The organism is Dyadobacter sp. HNCC25DJ186 (assembly GCF_056895235.1).
The window spans coordinates 255,429-270,790 of record NZ_JBXHAS010000002.1; the positions used below are offsets into that span (position 1 = coordinate 255,429).

Here is a 15,362-nt window from a genome sequence, read left to right on the forward strand (position 1 = left end):
TGATTTCTTTTGATCAGCAACGTCACTTATTTTGATGGTGAAATAAACAACTAACAAGTTAGCAGTAAACAATCAGCAAAAGCCAATTGCCACAAGCTAACAGCTAATAGCTAAAAAATGATCAGGGTAATGTTGTTTGAAGACAATGCGAATTTCAGGGAAAGCCTGTCTTTGTTCATTGCGGCGTCAGAAGGAATGTGGTTGTTAGGAGCCTACGCAGATGCACGTGAAAGTGTATCACTTGTACGGAAACACAAGCCCGATGTGGTGTTGCTGGATATCCAGATGCCATACGTGACAGGAATCGAAGCGCTGAAACTGATCAAAAAAAGCTACCCTGAAACCAAAGTACTGATGCAAACCATACATGACGATGACGATAAAATCTTCGCTGCCATTTGCTCCGGTGCTTCGGGATATATACTTAAAAACAGCAAACCTGATGATTATATGAACGCCATACAAGAAGTGCACGCGGGAGGTTCACATTTGTCTCCAACGATCGCGGCCAAAGTGCTGAGAATGTTCCAAAACCAGTTCGTAAAGGACCAACCGAACTACATAGACCTGACACCGAGAGAAAAGGAAGTATTGGGTTGCCTTATCAAAGGAATGAGCTACAAACTCATCGCTGACAAGTGTTTCATCAGCATCAACACCGTGTGCACACACGTAAAACACATATACGAAAAACTACACGTAAACTCCGCCCCGGAAGCAATTCTTAAGGCGATTGAACTGCATTTGATATGAAGAAGGTTTTGGTTATGATGACTTTCACGTTTTATTCTTGTAATAATCAAAAGGCATATTTAGTACCTCAAATATACCCGGAATCTTGCTGGGCCGCCTGTCTAGCTATGTCGTCTCAGTACATTAATGGAAATGATTCCCTAAGTCAGTGCTATTTTATTCATCGTTCAGTCTCAAATAATAATTCGGGATGTTGTAGGTTACAAGATGGTACACAGGTCGACTTGCAAGGCGAGGGATTAATTGATAGTCAAGGAACTAATAATTGCCATAATGGCACATCCTCGAAAGGATTGGACGTGATTACTGCTCTGGCGGCAAATATTCCATCCGTTACAAATAGGATAGCAGGGAACGTAGGTTTACCATTTTTTTCCTCAAGATTTACTGAAAATTCAGTGTCACCTGTAATCTACTCGTATCCTTTTGTCGGCGTTTCTAATAAATATCCCGGCGCGAACAGATACCACGTAAGCCTATTAGATGGTCTTACGAATCTCAAATCCGAGAGTTCGATCGGCGACCAACATATGATCAGAGTTAAGGATCCATGGCCAGTTTCACTTGGTACTGAATATTTTCTTAGCTATGAAAGATTTTGGAGTCATGATTTAAAAGAATTGATCCACTTCAGAGAGCCGAATGAGCCATTAATAGACGTTCAAACAAATTCTTATATAACAAGCTTCGAATCATTGTCCAGTGGAGATTTTAATCAGTTAGTTAATAGATTTTTGGAGAAAATAATGAAAATCGAGAGTGCTACACAAGAGGACTTTTTGAATATATGTGGTTTACCGTTATTGAAAGAAGATAGAGGGAATTTAAACGCAGGCAACTATTATCAGGTCAAGACAATCGATCTAGACCTTGACAATGTAGTGATAAATGAAAGCGATAATACTATAACTGTATTCGGTGTAAATTTCAATAAAAGTATGTTTGAAGAAAAGATTGCTCCTATCTTTTCACATAATGAACTATGCTCGGTAGTTACGGTTTCAAAAAAAATAAATGCGAACCCTACTATAAGTAATGGTTGGATGATTGGTAACATTGAAAATGGAAAAATAAGATATCAAAAATTATCCAATATTGCCCTTGAACGTTTTAAACATCAAGGGATCTTTCCTAATACTGTCATAAAGATATACGGTGAGGTTAATGGAATTTATTTGGCTGAGGAAATAGAACCGAATAAAACCTATAGAATAGCCTATCCTATTGTTGCGTTTGCAAATAGAATTCCAAGGCTGCCTACTTTTCCATCATATATATATATTAAATAATCTAAACTAAAATAAAAGATGAAACAATCAAACGCACTTCAAAGGGTCTTGCTAAGAAATGAACCTGACTTTGGAATTTATTTGTCTTTGGGCCAATTGAAAAAACTTTCAGAATTTCAAGAATATGAAGGTAATAAGCCAGATGGAGTTTTTATTATGGCGGGGAAGACGGGTGGAGGAGAAAACACCATCGAAATTATTCCCTATGTGAATGATCTGGATAATCCCCAAGTAGGTACTCCAAAGCTGAAATATTACCAGTCTATCAGAAAGGGTGATAGTAGTTCTACTCCTGAAATAGTTCAAGGGGAGCTTTACCTTAATTTAGGCTTCCCCATTCCTTCAAGGCCAGAATTTGATGAAAAGGGGCCGCTAATTTTGGATAATGGGCCTGGAACCCCTGTTGCCGGCCCCGACGGAACTGCCCAACAAACGCCTCCTCCAAGCAATTGATTAGGATATGGAATTCTCGTTTCCGCTTATTATATTCCGGATTTCCGGCTGGACTATTAATCTCCTCACTCTTTTCATCGCGTGGAAGGCTGTGAGGAACAAAAGAATGTGGGATGGGAGATATTTATTCTTAGCTATCAATTTCTGCGTAGTCGCTCTTCTAGAACTCGTATCCTCCATAACCGCGATTATTCTCGTCAACAATCTTTTTATATCTTATGTATATATTATTGTTGAGTTTTCAATGATGATGATGTACCTCAGTGGCCAATACCACGACATGAGAATTCAAACAATAAGCATCTTGATCATTATGATATTTATTGGGTTTGAAATTTTTCAGGCTATTGATTCGGCAGCATACCTGAAATATAATGCAATTGGTGTTTACAGTAATACTATTTTGCTGTTGTTTTTTTCCTTATACAATTTGATTATATTATTTAGACAAAGAACTCTGTCAAAAAAATTACGACTCAATTCTGACTTTTGGTTTACGGGGACTATTTTCTGTTTGTGTTTCCTGGATTTATCAAATAGTATTTTGGCTGAGGCAACTTACGCGTCCAAAAGCGCTAAGATTTGGTATTCTATTTACATTCCCAGAAACTTTCTAAAAGCAATCCTCATGTATGGCTACTACAAAGGCATAAAACTTCTGAGATAACCAGTCATATATCAATTTTCCTCATTAGACCGGAGCTTTCTGCTTCGGTTTTTTTTGTGCTATAAATCACCAGTTTATGTGATTTACAAGCAGCACAAGAGTGACGAACTTTGATAAAGAAATTTATAGGGCAATTGGGGCACAACATATATGTCCCGTCGGCAACTACATTTTAGTTAACAGGCATTTAAAAAAACATAAATCCATTTTGCCATGTACACAATCAAATTATCAACGCTTTACAAACTCTATGTCTACCACTTTTAGCTCTTAAGAAAATGACGACCGCGGAAGAAAACAAAATGAAGCAAGGTATTTTCGACAACATCTTTGGCGGGGCAACAGAAGCTAAGCCCTGTGGAAGACCACTCGCCCTTTTCAATCATATCCCTTCTTCTTTCGCACTGAAACATAGACAACCGAATTTGCCATATATCCGGCCGCAAAAATCTGATTATCAATTTGGTTGAATAAACTATTTATCCAATTACAGTAAAGGCGTATACCGAAAAGCCTGAATAGAGTAGGTGCCAAATTACAAACTTCACAAGTATGTCAGCACAAGTTTCATTCATCTCAGAAAGTCAAAATTCCTTTCTTGCCGCACTGCCCGCAATCGCAGAAAATCAAATCATCACTGGATTTGATAGCTTTATTCCAAATCAATTTTGTACGCCCAGTTTTTTGGGATGCAAGCTTTGTATAGGTGCTAACGTGGTAAATGGGTTTTTAACTCTGACTTTCCAGGCAAGCACTCCATTTGGAGGTGTTAATAAATCCTTTAAGATTACAAACAACATCAATTTCACATGGAATCCGTTCGGGTTATTTAAGGTCGAAGTCAAGATTGCAAACTTCACCAGAACCGGAAGTAGCTTTAGCTTTAAAATTACGGTAAAGATTTGTATTAAAGTTCCGATTTGGGGTTGGAAATGTAAATCGTTTAGTCACACCTTCTCCGTTCCAACAGTATTACCTCAGGCACAACAATCCTTTTTAAGTGCTTCGGCGGATGATGATAGTGTCGACGATACAAATAACGTATACGGCACAATGTTAATGCTTCAAGCGATTTTGGAAGACAAAAGTGTTTGTAGCTGTGAATCTGACGATTAGTTTTTAATAGATCCGGGATGTCGAAAGATATTCCGGATCTGGTAATTCTCTATTGATACAACGAAATCCTAAAATCCCGGACTTACTAATCCATCTTATAACTATGTGTACAAACAAACATCATCGTCATTCCATCTTCTGCATTTTACCGCCCTATCTTTTGCAACATGTTGCAAGCCAGGGGACTTCGCTAAAAATGCGTCAAATGGCAATTGATATTATCAGCATTGACAATACGTTTCGAAATCTACGCATGTTAAAACGTTCCAATGCCGATTTAAAACATAACCTTCCTACTTCCTTCACAGTTGGGGGAGATAAACAGCGTTCTATCGCGACAGCTCATAATCAGCAAACTTTTCCGGGAACAATCATTCGTTCAGAAGGAAGTCCTCCATCTAGTGATAAAGCAGTAAATGAAGCATATGATGGTTTAGGTGACACCTACGATTTTTTCTGGGAAACTTTTAACAGAAATTCTATCGATGACGAAGGATTGCCACTAGAAGGGATTGTACACTTTGGGCAAGACTATTCCAACGCATTTTGGGATGGACAACGCATGGTTTTTGGGGACGGAGATATGGAACTATTTAATCGATTCACCTCTTCACTTGATGTGATTGCACATGAACTTACTCATGGTATAGTACAGGATGAGGCGCAATTGATTTTTTCCTTTCAGTCAGGTGCGTTGAACGAATCCTTTGCAGATGTCTTTGGCTCGTTGGTGAAACAAAAAAAATTAAACCAGAATGTTGATCAGGCCGATTGGCTTGTCGGTGCAGAATTGTTAAGTGATCAAGTAAAAAACGACAGAACTTTAGGAGAAAGCAAGGCAATAAGATCGCTTAAAGATCCGGGCAAAGCATACCATCATCCGGTATTAGGAAAAGATCCTCAACCGAAACACATGAGGGATTTTGTAAATACGTTTGAAGACAACGGCGGCGTTCATATTAATTCCGGAATTCCCAATCACGCATTTTATCACAGTGCGATAAATATTGGTGGGAAGGCCTGGGAGCTGGCTGGCCGGATATGGTATGAAACCTTACTGGATTCAAGGCTAAAACCAAACGCAAAATTTAAACGATTTGCTCAATTGACCATTATCCACGCACGTCAATACAACGTTGAGGATCAAGTTAGAAGTGCCTGGAAAACAGTTGGAATAGAGCCTAATTAGCATAAAATACCTATGATGGTCAGAATATTTATCAGACATTTTCTGGCACAAATATGTTTTCACAATATCTGATAAATTGCTGATATTTAAATTCTTGGATTTAAAAAGTGGTCACCGTATGAAAATATCATTTAAAACTGAGGGAGGGTTTGGTTTCTTTCCCGGATTAAATAAAAAGCTGGAAATAGATACCGCTAAGTTGCCAAAACAAGAGGTTGAAAAGGTGACCCTCATTGTAGCCGCAATCGATTTCGAAAATCCGCTTCCAGAAAAAGAACAGACGAAAATCGGGGCCGATTTACAAAAATATACCATCGAAATAGAAGATAATGATTCATACTCAAAATTGAGTATCGCGGATGATGAGCAAAATATACCTATTCAAGATCTTTTGCATTACCTTAAAAATAAACAGAAGGAAATGCGGTAGTATTGGATTGCATCAAAAAGTGTGGGGCATTGGTTATTTGATAGGCTGAAAAGATTTTCAAAAGACTGTTTGCCTTCACTTTTTCACATACATTTTAAATTTTCCAACATTGTGGCTTAAAAAAGCCCACATTTTTAATGGATCACATCACTGAAAATTCCCGTCTATCCCCACCAGTATGATCCTTGTCAAAAATTTGAAAATTACAGCGAATTTTACTGAGCAAGACTGGAAAAATGCCAATGAAGCCATTGCATTTGGGTGTTTTAATATTGATAAATCAAGGTTTGCAGAAGTGACTATTTCCGGAGTCAAGACTTATGTGATAAATGCCGGGGAACCGCAAATAATTGGATGGATATGTAACTATCTGCCCAAATTTCCGGCTTACTCGGATCCACATTTAGATGAATGAAGTTTGTTGCTTTTCACCTTTACTGTTGAATTTATCGAACATTCTTTGGTGATCCAATGATGCGGTTATACAATTTATATACATTACTTGGTTGGGGATATTTATCTTAATTGAAGGTTACAAAAATTAATACGGGAGATGCGAAAAATGGCAATCAATCTTAAATTTCTTGATTATGAAATCACTTACAGAAAATCTTAACCTAAACCTCTTAGAATTACTATCTGTACTAATGCCCGGTGCAGTTTGTTTGACAATTCTAAACAAGATTAAGGCTATTCATGATGCCATATCACTGCTTATCCCTGCTGGAGATGGCTGGAAAGATAGTATTGGCTATGTAGCGGCTGCTTATTTTATAGGTTATGCCATTTATGTCATAAGCACCTATATGGATGAGGCATTTGACTGCTTAAAAAATAAATATGCTCTTGTCGACAAAAAAGAAGCCGATTGTCAGATAACTTATAAAAAAATAAGATGGTGGGCAAAATGGATTTTTCCTTATCTCGCGGATACCTACAAGATGATGAATCATGTAGTTCTGATGAAACAAAAACATTTAGGAAGTTGTGACCATAAACCCATTACGGATTTTCAATATTGCTATCGTCGACTCATGATGGAGGAGTATCCACTAATGTTCGCAGAAGTAGAAAGATATGAAGCTACCTCTAAATTTTTTAGAAGCATGATTGTTGTTTTAGTACTAAGTCTATTTGTATTTTCTAATTCTGTTTTTTTCTGGACCGGCCTTATACTTTTTACGGTTTCATTACTTGTTTATCTTAACCGAAGGCAGAAGGCATTGAATGTGGCATTCAAAAATATTTTAGTAATTGAAGGGGTAAAAGGAGGAGCAAAATAAGGTTATTATGGCATATTGCTAACAAACGCAATACCGCGAGTGTGTATTCATGCCTTCGTTCACTGTATTCATAAAGCAATTAAAACTGCAAACATAGGGTTCATCAAGGTCACGCATGGAATGATATCTGGTATTTTCGAAAGAATATCGATTTTAATGTCAAACATGCGAAACAAATAAATTATTTGGCATGAGATGTCGGACCAAAAATCGAAAAACGCAAACTCCTGTAATCCTTATTTTATATTTTACAGACGCATCACGAAACGGCCAAACATCCGGATGGGTAGGAATGGCGGTTATCAAGCATATGGATGCTAACAATGCTAACAAAGGAAATATCAAGGTTGCGGAGGTTGAGAATTTTTAGTTGCGTGACAGCAGAGATTTTAACAGAATTATAGTTTTTTCTTAATAAATAATAGAATAAAAAAATTGAGCAGTTACAAGGCAGTAATACTGCCCTGCAAAACAGCTTTTATAAAATGGTTGAATTACGTTCCGGTAAATAGCCTTATGTTTGTCCTAAATGATGCGTTTTAGATGGACGAAAAAGTAAGATATTTTCGAAAATTGCTTGATCAGCTTTTGATCGCAATGAGTGTAACATGTTCGATGGTGATTATTTTTCATCTGGGGTATAATACTAATCGTGAGATTGAAGAACTCACCAATCGTATACTGGAATGGTGTTTTCTTTTTTTCGCACTGGCACTGGCTCTAAAGACAATTACTGTATTTAAAAGCAAATCTTCTGTCATCTCTCGGATTGGGGAAGCGATGCTGCTTTTTTATTTCCTTGCTGTAACCATCGCCGACAGTTATTATTTCTCCGCAATAGATGGCACCCAGCTCGTCAAACCGGAATGGATGTATGTCGGTATTTTTGCGATATTGATCATTGAAATCTCCAAGCAGACGCTGTTTTTTGATAAATTCTATTTCAATCCAACATTGCTTTTTGTACTGAGTTTTTTAGCATTGATCCTGATAGGCACCGCATTATTACTATTGCCGAAGACGACCCACCATCAGCAGCTCAGTTTTGTGGATGCGCTTTTTCTGGCAACGAGTGCAGTCTGTATTACCGGTCTGTCCGTGGTGGATATAGCCTCTGAATTTACACGCTTCGGGCAGACCATTTTGCTCATACTTGTTCAGATCGGCGGGCTGGGGATCATGACATTTACAGGCTTTTTTGGCTATTTCTTTTCGGGTGGTTTTTCGTATAAAAATCAGTTGATGTTTACGGAACTGATAGGTGAGAGCAAAGTTAGCTCTGTCATTTCGACCTTATACAAGATAATACTGGTTACTTTCTTTTTTGAAATACTGGGAGGGGTGTTCATATATCTAAGCCTGGATCCTGATCAGTTTGAAAACCGTGGCGAGCAGCTTTATTTTACAATATTTCACTCGGTAACTGCATTTTGCAATGCCGGGTTTTCTACGTTGCCTGATGGATTAAATAATGCTGCTGTACGCTTTAATTATGAGCTGCATCTTTCACTGATCCTGATTTATGTTATGGGCGGACTTGGTTTTGGCATTATTTTTAATTCCTACGAATTCATCAGCCGATGGGCTCTCAATTTTTATCATAAAATAAGGTATCGCCGGCATTTTATTTACAGGGCACGCGTAATAGCCTTCAATTCCAAAATTATCGCTTACACCAGTTTTTTTCTGATTTTCTTTGGATCTCTCCTGGTCTTTGTTCTGGAATTTAACCACACGTTGCTGGCAGATAAAAGTTATTATGGAAAGTTTGTTACCGCCTTATTTATTGGCACGAGCCCACGAACGGCCGGATTCAACACCGTTGTCATGCAGGAGCTGGCTTTCCCGACAGTGATGGTGATCTTTTTGCTCATGTGGATTGGGGCCGCTCCCGGTTCAACGGGCGGAGGTATTAAGGTGACAACATTTGCGTTGGCAACATTGAACATCCTGACATTGGCCCGCGGGAAAGACCGAACTGAAGTTTTTGGAAGAAAAATTCCGAGCAATTCAATAGCCAAGGCATTGGGAATTATTTCCTTATCCCTGATTTTTTTGGGACTGGCTATTTTCATGTTATCGGTAACAGACCCTGACAAAAAGTTGATATCACTTGCCTTTGAAGCCTTTTCAGCATATAGCACAACAGGCCTTACCTTAGGAGTTACACCCCAACTTAGCAACGCCGGCCGATTAGTGATTATTTTGACTATGTTTGTCGGGAGGGTAGGGTCGTTGACGTTGCTGGTAGCTTTCGTTAAAAAAGCAAAACCAAAAGACTATCAGCTTCCCGGTGAAGAAATTATTTTTTAAATTATTGATTATGAAGTATATCATATTTGGACTTGGAAGTTTTGGGAAATCCCTCGCCATTCGGCTGACTGAATTGGGTCACGAAACCATAGGGGTGGATAAAAATATGCAGAAAGTGGAACAGTTAAAGAACCAGATTACGCATACGGTCTGCATGGACTGTACAGATAAGAATGCCGTGAGTTCACTCCCGCTAAAAGATGCAAACTCGGTAATTGTTGCGATTGGTGAAGATGAAGGTGCATCGCTTTTGGCAACAGCACTACTTAAACAGCTCGGTGTGAGTAAAATCATTGGGCGGGTCGTTTCAGATCTTCAAAAAACGGTTTTGGAGGCAATGCAAATTGAGGAATACATCCTTCCCGAAGCTGAATCAGCTGAAAGACTTGCAATGCGCCTGGATAATTCAGGTATTGTTGATTCATTCAAAGTGTCGGAAAAATACAGCATTATCGAAACACGCGTCCCGGCGCGTTATGTGGGGATGAGCCTCGCCCAGGCAGACCTCACCAATCGGTATAATGTGATTGTGTTAACGGTTTTAACAATGTCAAAAGGTTCGGAAAACGGTCTTGCCCGGATCTTTAAAAAAGCATCAGGTATCGCTACCCCTAACACAATCATGCAGGAAAATGAAGTTCTGGTCCTGTTTGGGGAATTGAAAGATATTGAAAAGCTCATGCACTAAGTCTGGGTCAGACTTCAGGCGCTTACCAGCAGGATTGATGAAGATCCTTCTCACTGATTTCCAACGATAGTCTGTCGCTATCGTTGGAAAAAGTTTCATTGACCATGCATTAAAAGTTGGATGATCCTCAGATTACATAATTGTCAGAACTGGATATTCGAACTGCCTATCCTTTTCAAGGTTTTAGAATGTTTCGAATGAACTTATCACCCGTTTTTCCGAGTTGATTTATTCCTTTTTGGAATATTTCGCCAGTCTTTTCCGTCTGGCTGGTTTGGAGTGAAAAGTCAGCCTGAAGATCCGGGTACATCAGCAGGTAATTATACTCATTAAAATATTTGGCCAGGTGACGTGGAATTTCCGCCAGGGCAGGATGGTAACTTATATTTCCAGGCCGGGCACAGATAACAACAAACAGATCTTCTGTACGAACGTCCCTCGAAAGGATCAGGAAATCATCCCAGTTATCAAAAAGCGTAAACTGAGCTCCCGGGCCCTTATTTGCCTGATTATATGCTTTGATGGAAGCGAGGGTGCTTTCAGTACTATAATAATGAACATCACAGTTCAATTGTTTTCCGATGGTCGATATGCGTTCAATTAATACCGGGAATGAGGCTTCAAGCTCCACCCGGTCAGAACACACGACGGTGATTTTTCCAATCGTGCTGAGTGGTTGCATGCCATGGATCAAATAGACAATCTGAGGACATCTCGCCAGCAGTTTCTGAGATTTTAATCCTGTCACCGAACCAGGATTTTTCTCATCTTTTTGCTGCCCGATGATAACTTCGTGTATCCTTTTTTCTTCAAGTGTATGCTGAATTCCGGAAACATAACTAACATCATAACGGATCAGCGGTGATACGATCACATCCGTTGCAGCGGCTGTAACCACCATTCTGTCCTGATATTTTCTCAGCCTCCGTTCTTCAGACTCGCGGTCAGCCGTTTCGGAACTTATAACGGACAGGACAAATATATTCTGTTCATCTTTTCTTGGCTGCATCAGCAGCGCAAGTTCAATCATAGGATCGATCGTATCTTCCTTCGAGGCTGCGATCAGAATGTTCCTGGTATCCTGACTTGTGGTCTGACTTGCACCCTCGTTGAGTTTTCGGGCTAGCTTCACTGAGGCCCTGCTGGTTTCAATAGAGGCGATTGTACAGGTGATCAAAATCATAATTAAACAGCCATTAAGTACATCCTCATTTAATAACCGGATAGGCTCACCCAATGCATCCTGACCAATGATGATATTATAACCAACTAAAACCGTGGCTAGCGTGGCAGCCGCACGTGCCGTGCTCAGCCCGTAGATCAATGTACGCTCATCGCCGCTCATTTTAAATGTCTTCTGCGTAAGGAGTGCTGCCAGCCATTTAGATCCCAATGCTGCAATGGTCATAATGCCGGCGACCTTTAATGATTCGGCACTTTTGAATAACACCTTAATATCGACCAACATGCCTACACCTATTAAAAAGAATGGGATAAAAAGTGCATTGCCCACAAAATCTATCCTGTTCATTAAAGGGGAATGATGAGGGATTAACCTGTTTAACGCCAATCCCGAAAGGAATGCGCCGATGATTGGTTCTATGCCTGCCAGTTCTGCCAAAAAAGATCCAAGGAAAACCATTGCCAGCACAAAGGTATATTGCGCGATACTGTCATCGAAATGCTTGAAGAACCATCTCGCGATAATTGGAAAGATAAACCAGACGATTAATGCAAACACAATGACCGATACAATGAGCTGTATCCAAAAGGCCTGGTTGATCTCGCCCTGGCTCATTTTGGCAATAACGGCTAAGACGAGCAGGGAAAGAATATCTGTAATGATTGTCCCTCCAACGGCGATAATGGCTGCTTTTGTTTTATGAACATTGAACCTGGCCGCAACAGGATAAGCAATAAGCGTATGGGATGCCAGCATACTGGCAAACAGAATACTTGAAATCCAGCTAAACTCCAATAAGTACCTTGCAGCAGGGGCTGCGATCAGCATAGGCAGTGCAAAAGTAAAAACCCCAAAGATCAGACTTTTGGAACTGTTCTTCTTAAATTCTTTCATGTCAATTTCCAGCGCCGCCAAAAACATGATGTAGATTAAACCCACGGTGCCAAAAAGAACAATACTGCTGTCCCGTCTGAGCAGATTTGCTCCATGTTCACCAACCGCCACACCGGCCAGAATGAGCCCGATGACATAGGGAACTTTAATTTTGTTGAGTAGCAAGGGAACGAACAAGATAATGAAAAGCACGAGCGAAAATATCAGTACCGGATTGCTAAGCGGCAGCTCGAACATACTTTCTGCATTTAATAATATGGCCATAAGGTCTATTTTTTAGCGGATGGGTTTAGTGTAACTTCACGATCCAGGATGGTCAATGAGCGTTTGCCTGCATCGTAAAATGCACTCTTTAGAATGACTTTGCCGCTGTCAGCCAACATTTTTACCTGTGGACTGCTTTGAAGTATTTTTTCGACTGTAAGTTGTGCTTGCCGTTGGGCGATGTTATCTACAAAACTTTTGTTTGCAGAAGACCTGTCTGCAAATTCAGGGGCAGTTTTTGTTGCCTGCGAAAGATCGCTGACGATGCTTGGGAAGTTGGCAGTCTGCACATTGTCTACTGCCGCACCTATAATCCGGCTGCTGCTGTTCGACAGCACCAGAATTACTTTGGTGCCACTGTAATTTAGCGCATATTCCATCACTGCGATCTGTTTTGGGTCAACCAGGCAAGCCGGGCTTGCCAACTGCATAAACATCGAACGCCGCAGATCAAATATCTTTTCAACCGACAGCCCCAGATCGATGTCCGTCAGTACCAGAAACGGTTTTATACGGGCGAGACTATCCGGAATATTTTTTTTGGAATTATAAACAAATGAGGAGTCATTTTTAAATCGGTTATGACCTGTCATCAACGCCTGAAAAACTTTTTTAGGCGTTTTCTGATAAATAGAGTCGATGACCATTTCAAAATTCAGTCTTGAAGAATCTTTTCCGATTGTCCCGACAGCGGTGTCCGCAGCAGTTATCGCGGTACTATCAGGTGTTTCTGCCGTTTTATCGCTGGAAGACTTACAGCAGGCCAGTCCCATTATTAAGACAGGTATAATGATTGCATAAAGGCTCTTTTTTGCAGATTGTACCATATTTTTTTTAGTATTTATTGAAGTATTGTTCACCATAATAGTAAATTTTTTCGACTAATTAAAAGCTAAAATTTAATAATACTGTGAAATAATTTAATTAACTGGTCATCAAGTGTACGGAAAAACGCTTCCTTGCGTAGTTTAACTTATGGTTATTCAGGGTTGGTTATAGTCACTGTTATCAAAAAATCATGCTCTTATTTGTGACCGACTTTGACTCAGGTCAGAAAAAGAAACTTTTGGTACCCATTTTCTCTCCTTCTTTAATTTGTGAATTATTTTTTGTGGTTGCTGCTACAATTTTTACCGAAGATCTGAGCGTTGAGAGGAAGTCTTTTAGATGATTTGTCAGCTACTGATTTTTTGCAAATGCCGGGATTAAATATATTGACAACTTCACAATTTTCATCGGGAAAATATGCTTTGCGAGAATTGCCCTGAGGTGCTTTTACCAATTAACCCGTTCCGGAAAGTATTTCCACATCATCCAATTTTTAGCCCTTAATGAGAAAATTGTTCCCAGGTTAATCTTTCAGTATGTATAAAATAAGCCTTGGAACGATATCGGTGGGGGTGGATATGAAACAATTGAATGGGCCTAAGACTTCACCAGCAGAATCGGTTTTATAAGCAAACGTATCCAACCCCGATGTTTAAGAGTCATTTGACATCTAAATGAGATAGCGAGGCTTGTACAACGCGCATTGAAACTGGGACAAAAGGCAAAAGCTGATTTGTAAAGTTCGCATTCAATAAGCTAAACAATCAATAACCACTTAATAATTAAAAATGACGAATCGCTCTTTTGATATAAGAAATCTAATACTTAGTTTTTCAATCTTGTTGATGGTGTCTGGCATATCTGCATGTTCACGAAAACTCTCTTTTAAAGAATCGGCAATTGTGCCTGCGGCTCAGGGAACAGTGAAATACAAAAAGGATAAAAATGAAAACTATGCAATCGACCTCTCGGTTCGTCATCTTTCACCGCCTGACAGGCTTGTGGAATCCAGAAACACTTACGTGGTTTGGGCAAAAACTGAGCGGAATGGTCTGAAAAATCTTGGTCAACTCAAATCATCCAGCGGCTTATTCTCTAAAGAGCTAAAAAGTGATCTGGAAACGGTTACCACATTTGAGCCAAGGGGCTTTTTTATCACGGCAGAAAGGGCTGGTGATATCGGATATCCGGAAGGTCAGGTAGTGCTAACAACTGATTAATTGGTTGATATTTACAATGAAAAAACATTAGCTGTTATGGATCAGATATTTTTTAGTACTTGGGATAGCTTGCTACGCACATTTATAATTTGTATCCTTGCCTATTTTTCACTAGTGGTCATGTTGAGGACTTCCGGGAAGAGGACCCTTTCCCAGATGAAGGAATTTGATTTTATTTTGACCGTGGCACTCGGCTCGACACTGGCAACGGTTTTGTTGAATAAAGACGTAGCACTGGCCGACGGCACACTGGCATTGGCACTGCTGATTTTCCTTCAATATTTGCTTGCCACAGCATCTGTAAATTCCAAGACATTCTCCAGATTGATCAGTTCGGAGCCTACACTGGTTTTTTTTAAAGGAAAGTTTCTGGATGAAGCATTAAAAAAAGAAAGAGTCACAGAGGACGAGATCCGATCAGTGTTGAGAGGGGAAGGAGTCACTTCTATTTCTGATATTGAAGCTGTCGTGATGGAGTCTAACGGGAAATTTACCGTAGTCAGACAGGGCAGCTTGTCAGACAAGGATTCACCCTTATCAAATGTAAAACATGTTATAATTTGAGATAATGACTATTTTTCGGAAAAAGTGACTTTGTCATATTCAAGTACTTTTTCGGATAATCATTTTTTATCTGAGCGCCCTAAGCCCATAAATCATTCGCTTAATTTGGTCTTAGGCCTTATTTTTAGTAATTTGCGCTTATTGTAGGAAGGTAATTACGTTCATAATCGATCCACTTCCTGCTGCACAATCCTCTGGGCGACATTTGCCTGAGACATTTAGATCGAC

The 15,362-nt window shown here is 39.6% G+C and carries 15 protein-coding genes; 13 read left to right on the forward strand and 2 right to left on the reverse strand.

Annotated elements, in window-relative coordinates; translation table 11 throughout:
• The first annotated feature begins 117 nt into the window (after positions 1-117).
• The 11 genes from AC1XUO_RS05975 (at position 118) to AC1XUO_RS06025 (ending at position 10,181) form a co-directional block, all read left to right on the forward strand.
• Entirely contained in the window at positions 118-753 is a 636-nt protein-coding gene (locus AC1XUO_RS05975) for a response regulator (protein ID WP_483328857.1), read from the forward strand.
• Positions 754-1,283: 530 nt separating this feature from the next.
• Entirely contained in the window at positions 1,284-2,042 is a 759-nt protein-coding gene (locus AC1XUO_RS05980; RefSeq protein WP_483328858.1) for a hypothetical protein, read from the forward strand.
• Positions 2,043-2,060: 18 nt separating this feature from the next.
• Positions 2,061-2,495: a hypothetical protein gene (locus AC1XUO_RS05985; RefSeq protein ID WP_483328859.1), complete on the forward strand. Its 435-nt coding sequence runs from the start codon at positions 2,061-2,063 to the stop codon at positions 2,493-2,495.
• 1,219 nt (positions 2,496-3,714) lie between these two features.
• A complete protein-coding gene (locus AC1XUO_RS05990) occupies positions 3,715-4,278 on the forward strand; it encodes a hypothetical protein (RefSeq protein ID WP_483328860.1) in 564 nt (187 codons plus the stop codon).
• A gap of 103 nt (positions 4,279-4,381) precedes the next feature.
• Positions 4,382-5,467 carry a M4 family metallopeptidase gene (locus AC1XUO_RS05995; RefSeq protein WP_483328861.1) on the forward strand — a complete coding sequence of 362 codons (1,086 nt, stop codon included), beginning with the start codon at positions 4,382-4,384 and terminating at the stop codon, positions 5,465-5,467.
• Between the two features lie 118 nt (positions 5,468-5,585).
• Positions 5,586-5,897 (forward strand): protealysin inhibitor emfourin, encoded by a 312-nt coding sequence (locus AC1XUO_RS06000; RefSeq protein ID WP_483328862.1) that lies wholly within the window; start codon positions 5,586-5,588, stop codon positions 5,895-5,897.
• Between the two features lie 178 nt (positions 5,898-6,075).
• Complete coding sequence (locus AC1XUO_RS06005) at positions 6,076-6,312, forward strand: hypothetical protein (protein WP_483328863.1); 237 nt, start codon at positions 6,076-6,078, stop codon at positions 6,310-6,312.
• Between the two features lie 175 nt (positions 6,313-6,487).
• A complete protein-coding gene (locus AC1XUO_RS06010) occupies positions 6,488-7,180 on the forward strand; it encodes a hypothetical protein (RefSeq protein ID WP_483328864.1) in 693 nt (230 codons plus the stop codon).
• A 190-nt stretch (positions 7,181-7,370) separates the two neighbouring features.
• Positions 7,371-7,550 carry a hypothetical protein gene (locus AC1XUO_RS06015; protein WP_483328865.1) on the forward strand — a complete coding sequence of 60 codons (180 nt, stop codon included), beginning with the start codon at positions 7,371-7,373 and terminating at the stop codon, positions 7,548-7,550.
• 173 nt (positions 7,551-7,723) lie between these two features.
• A complete protein-coding gene (locus AC1XUO_RS06020) occupies positions 7,724-9,493 on the forward strand; it encodes a TrkH family potassium uptake protein (RefSeq protein WP_483328866.1) in 1,770 nt (589 codons plus the stop codon).
• A gap of 10 nt (positions 9,494-9,503) precedes the next feature.
• Entirely contained in the window at positions 9,504-10,181 is a 678-nt protein-coding gene (locus AC1XUO_RS06025) for a potassium channel family protein (protein WP_483328867.1), read from the forward strand.
• Positions 10,182-10,356: 175 nt separating this feature from the next.
• Here AC1XUO_RS06025 and AC1XUO_RS06030 read toward each other — a convergent pair whose 3' ends face one another.
• Together AC1XUO_RS06030 and AC1XUO_RS06035 are read right to left on the reverse strand one after the other, a co-directional pair.
• Positions 10,357-12,522 (reverse strand): cation:proton antiporter, encoded by a 2,166-nt coding sequence (locus AC1XUO_RS06030; protein WP_483328868.1) that lies wholly within the window; start codon positions 12,520-12,522, stop codon positions 10,357-10,359.
• A gap of 5 nt (positions 12,523-12,527) precedes the next feature.
• A complete protein-coding gene (locus AC1XUO_RS06035; RefSeq protein WP_483328869.1) occupies positions 12,528-13,349 on the reverse strand; it encodes a carbonic anhydrase in 822 nt (273 codons plus the stop codon).
• A gap of 789 nt (positions 13,350-14,138) precedes the next feature.
• Between AC1XUO_RS06035 and AC1XUO_RS06040 the strand changes: the two genes are divergently transcribed.
• Both AC1XUO_RS06040 and AC1XUO_RS06045 read left to right on the forward strand, forming a co-directional pair.
• Entirely contained in the window at positions 14,139-14,570 is a 432-nt protein-coding gene (locus tag AC1XUO_RS06040) for a hypothetical protein (RefSeq protein WP_483328870.1), read from the forward strand.
• Positions 14,571-14,606: 36 nt separating this feature from the next.
• Positions 14,607-15,134, forward strand: coding sequence for a DUF421 domain-containing protein (locus tag AC1XUO_RS06045; protein WP_483328871.1), 528 nt, complete (start codon positions 14,607-14,609; stop codon positions 15,132-15,134).
• The last annotated feature ends 228 nt before the right edge of the window (positions 15,135-15,362 follow it).

Coding starts and splice junctions, on each gene's coding strand:
- AC1XUO_RS05975 (WP_483328857.1), top strand. CDS start 118: ATGATCAGGGTAATGTTGTTTGAAGACAATGCGAATTTCAGGGAAAGC.
- AC1XUO_RS05980 (WP_483328858.1), top strand. CDS start 1,284: ATGATCAGAGTTAAGGATCCATGGCCAGTTTCACTTGGTACTGAATAT.
- AC1XUO_RS05985 (WP_483328859.1), top strand. CDS start 2,061: ATGAAACAATCAAACGCACTTCAAAGGGTCTTGCTAAGAAATGAACCT.
- AC1XUO_RS05990 (WP_483328860.1), top strand. CDS start 3,715: ATGTCAGCACAAGTTTCATTCATCTCAGAAAGTCAAAATTCCTTTCTT.
- AC1XUO_RS05995 (WP_483328861.1), top strand. CDS start 4,382: ATGTGTACAAACAAACATCATCGTCATTCCATCTTCTGCATTTTACCG.
- AC1XUO_RS06000 (WP_483328862.1), top strand. CDS start 5,586: ATGAAAATATCATTTAAAACTGAGGGAGGGTTTGGTTTCTTTCCCGGA.
- AC1XUO_RS06005 (WP_483328863.1), top strand. CDS start 6,076: ATGATCCTTGTCAAAAATTTGAAAATTACAGCGAATTTTACTGAGCAA.
- AC1XUO_RS06010 (WP_483328864.1), top strand. CDS start 6,488: ATGAAATCACTTACAGAAAATCTTAACCTAAACCTCTTAGAATTACTA.
- AC1XUO_RS06015 (WP_483328865.1), top strand. CDS start 7,371: ATGAGATGTCGGACCAAAAATCGAAAAACGCAAACTCCTGTAATCCTT.
- AC1XUO_RS06020 (WP_483328866.1), top strand. CDS start 7,724: ATGGACGAAAAAGTAAGATATTTTCGAAAATTGCTTGATCAGCTTTTG.
- AC1XUO_RS06025 (WP_483328867.1), top strand. CDS start 9,504: ATGAAGTATATCATATTTGGACTTGGAAGTTTTGGGAAATCCCTCGCC.
- AC1XUO_RS06030 (WP_483328868.1), bottom strand. CDS start 12,522: ATGGCCATATTATTAAATGCAGAAAGTATGTTCGAGCTGCCGCTTAGC.
- AC1XUO_RS06035 (WP_483328869.1), bottom strand. CDS start 13,349: ATGGTACAATCTGCAAAAAAGAGCCTTTATGCAATCATTATACCTGTC.
- AC1XUO_RS06040 (WP_483328870.1), top strand. CDS start 14,139: ATGACGAATCGCTCTTTTGATATAAGAAATCTAATACTTAGTTTTTCA.
- AC1XUO_RS06045 (WP_483328871.1), top strand. CDS start 14,607: ATGGATCAGATATTTTTTAGTACTTGGGATAGCTTGCTACGCACATTT.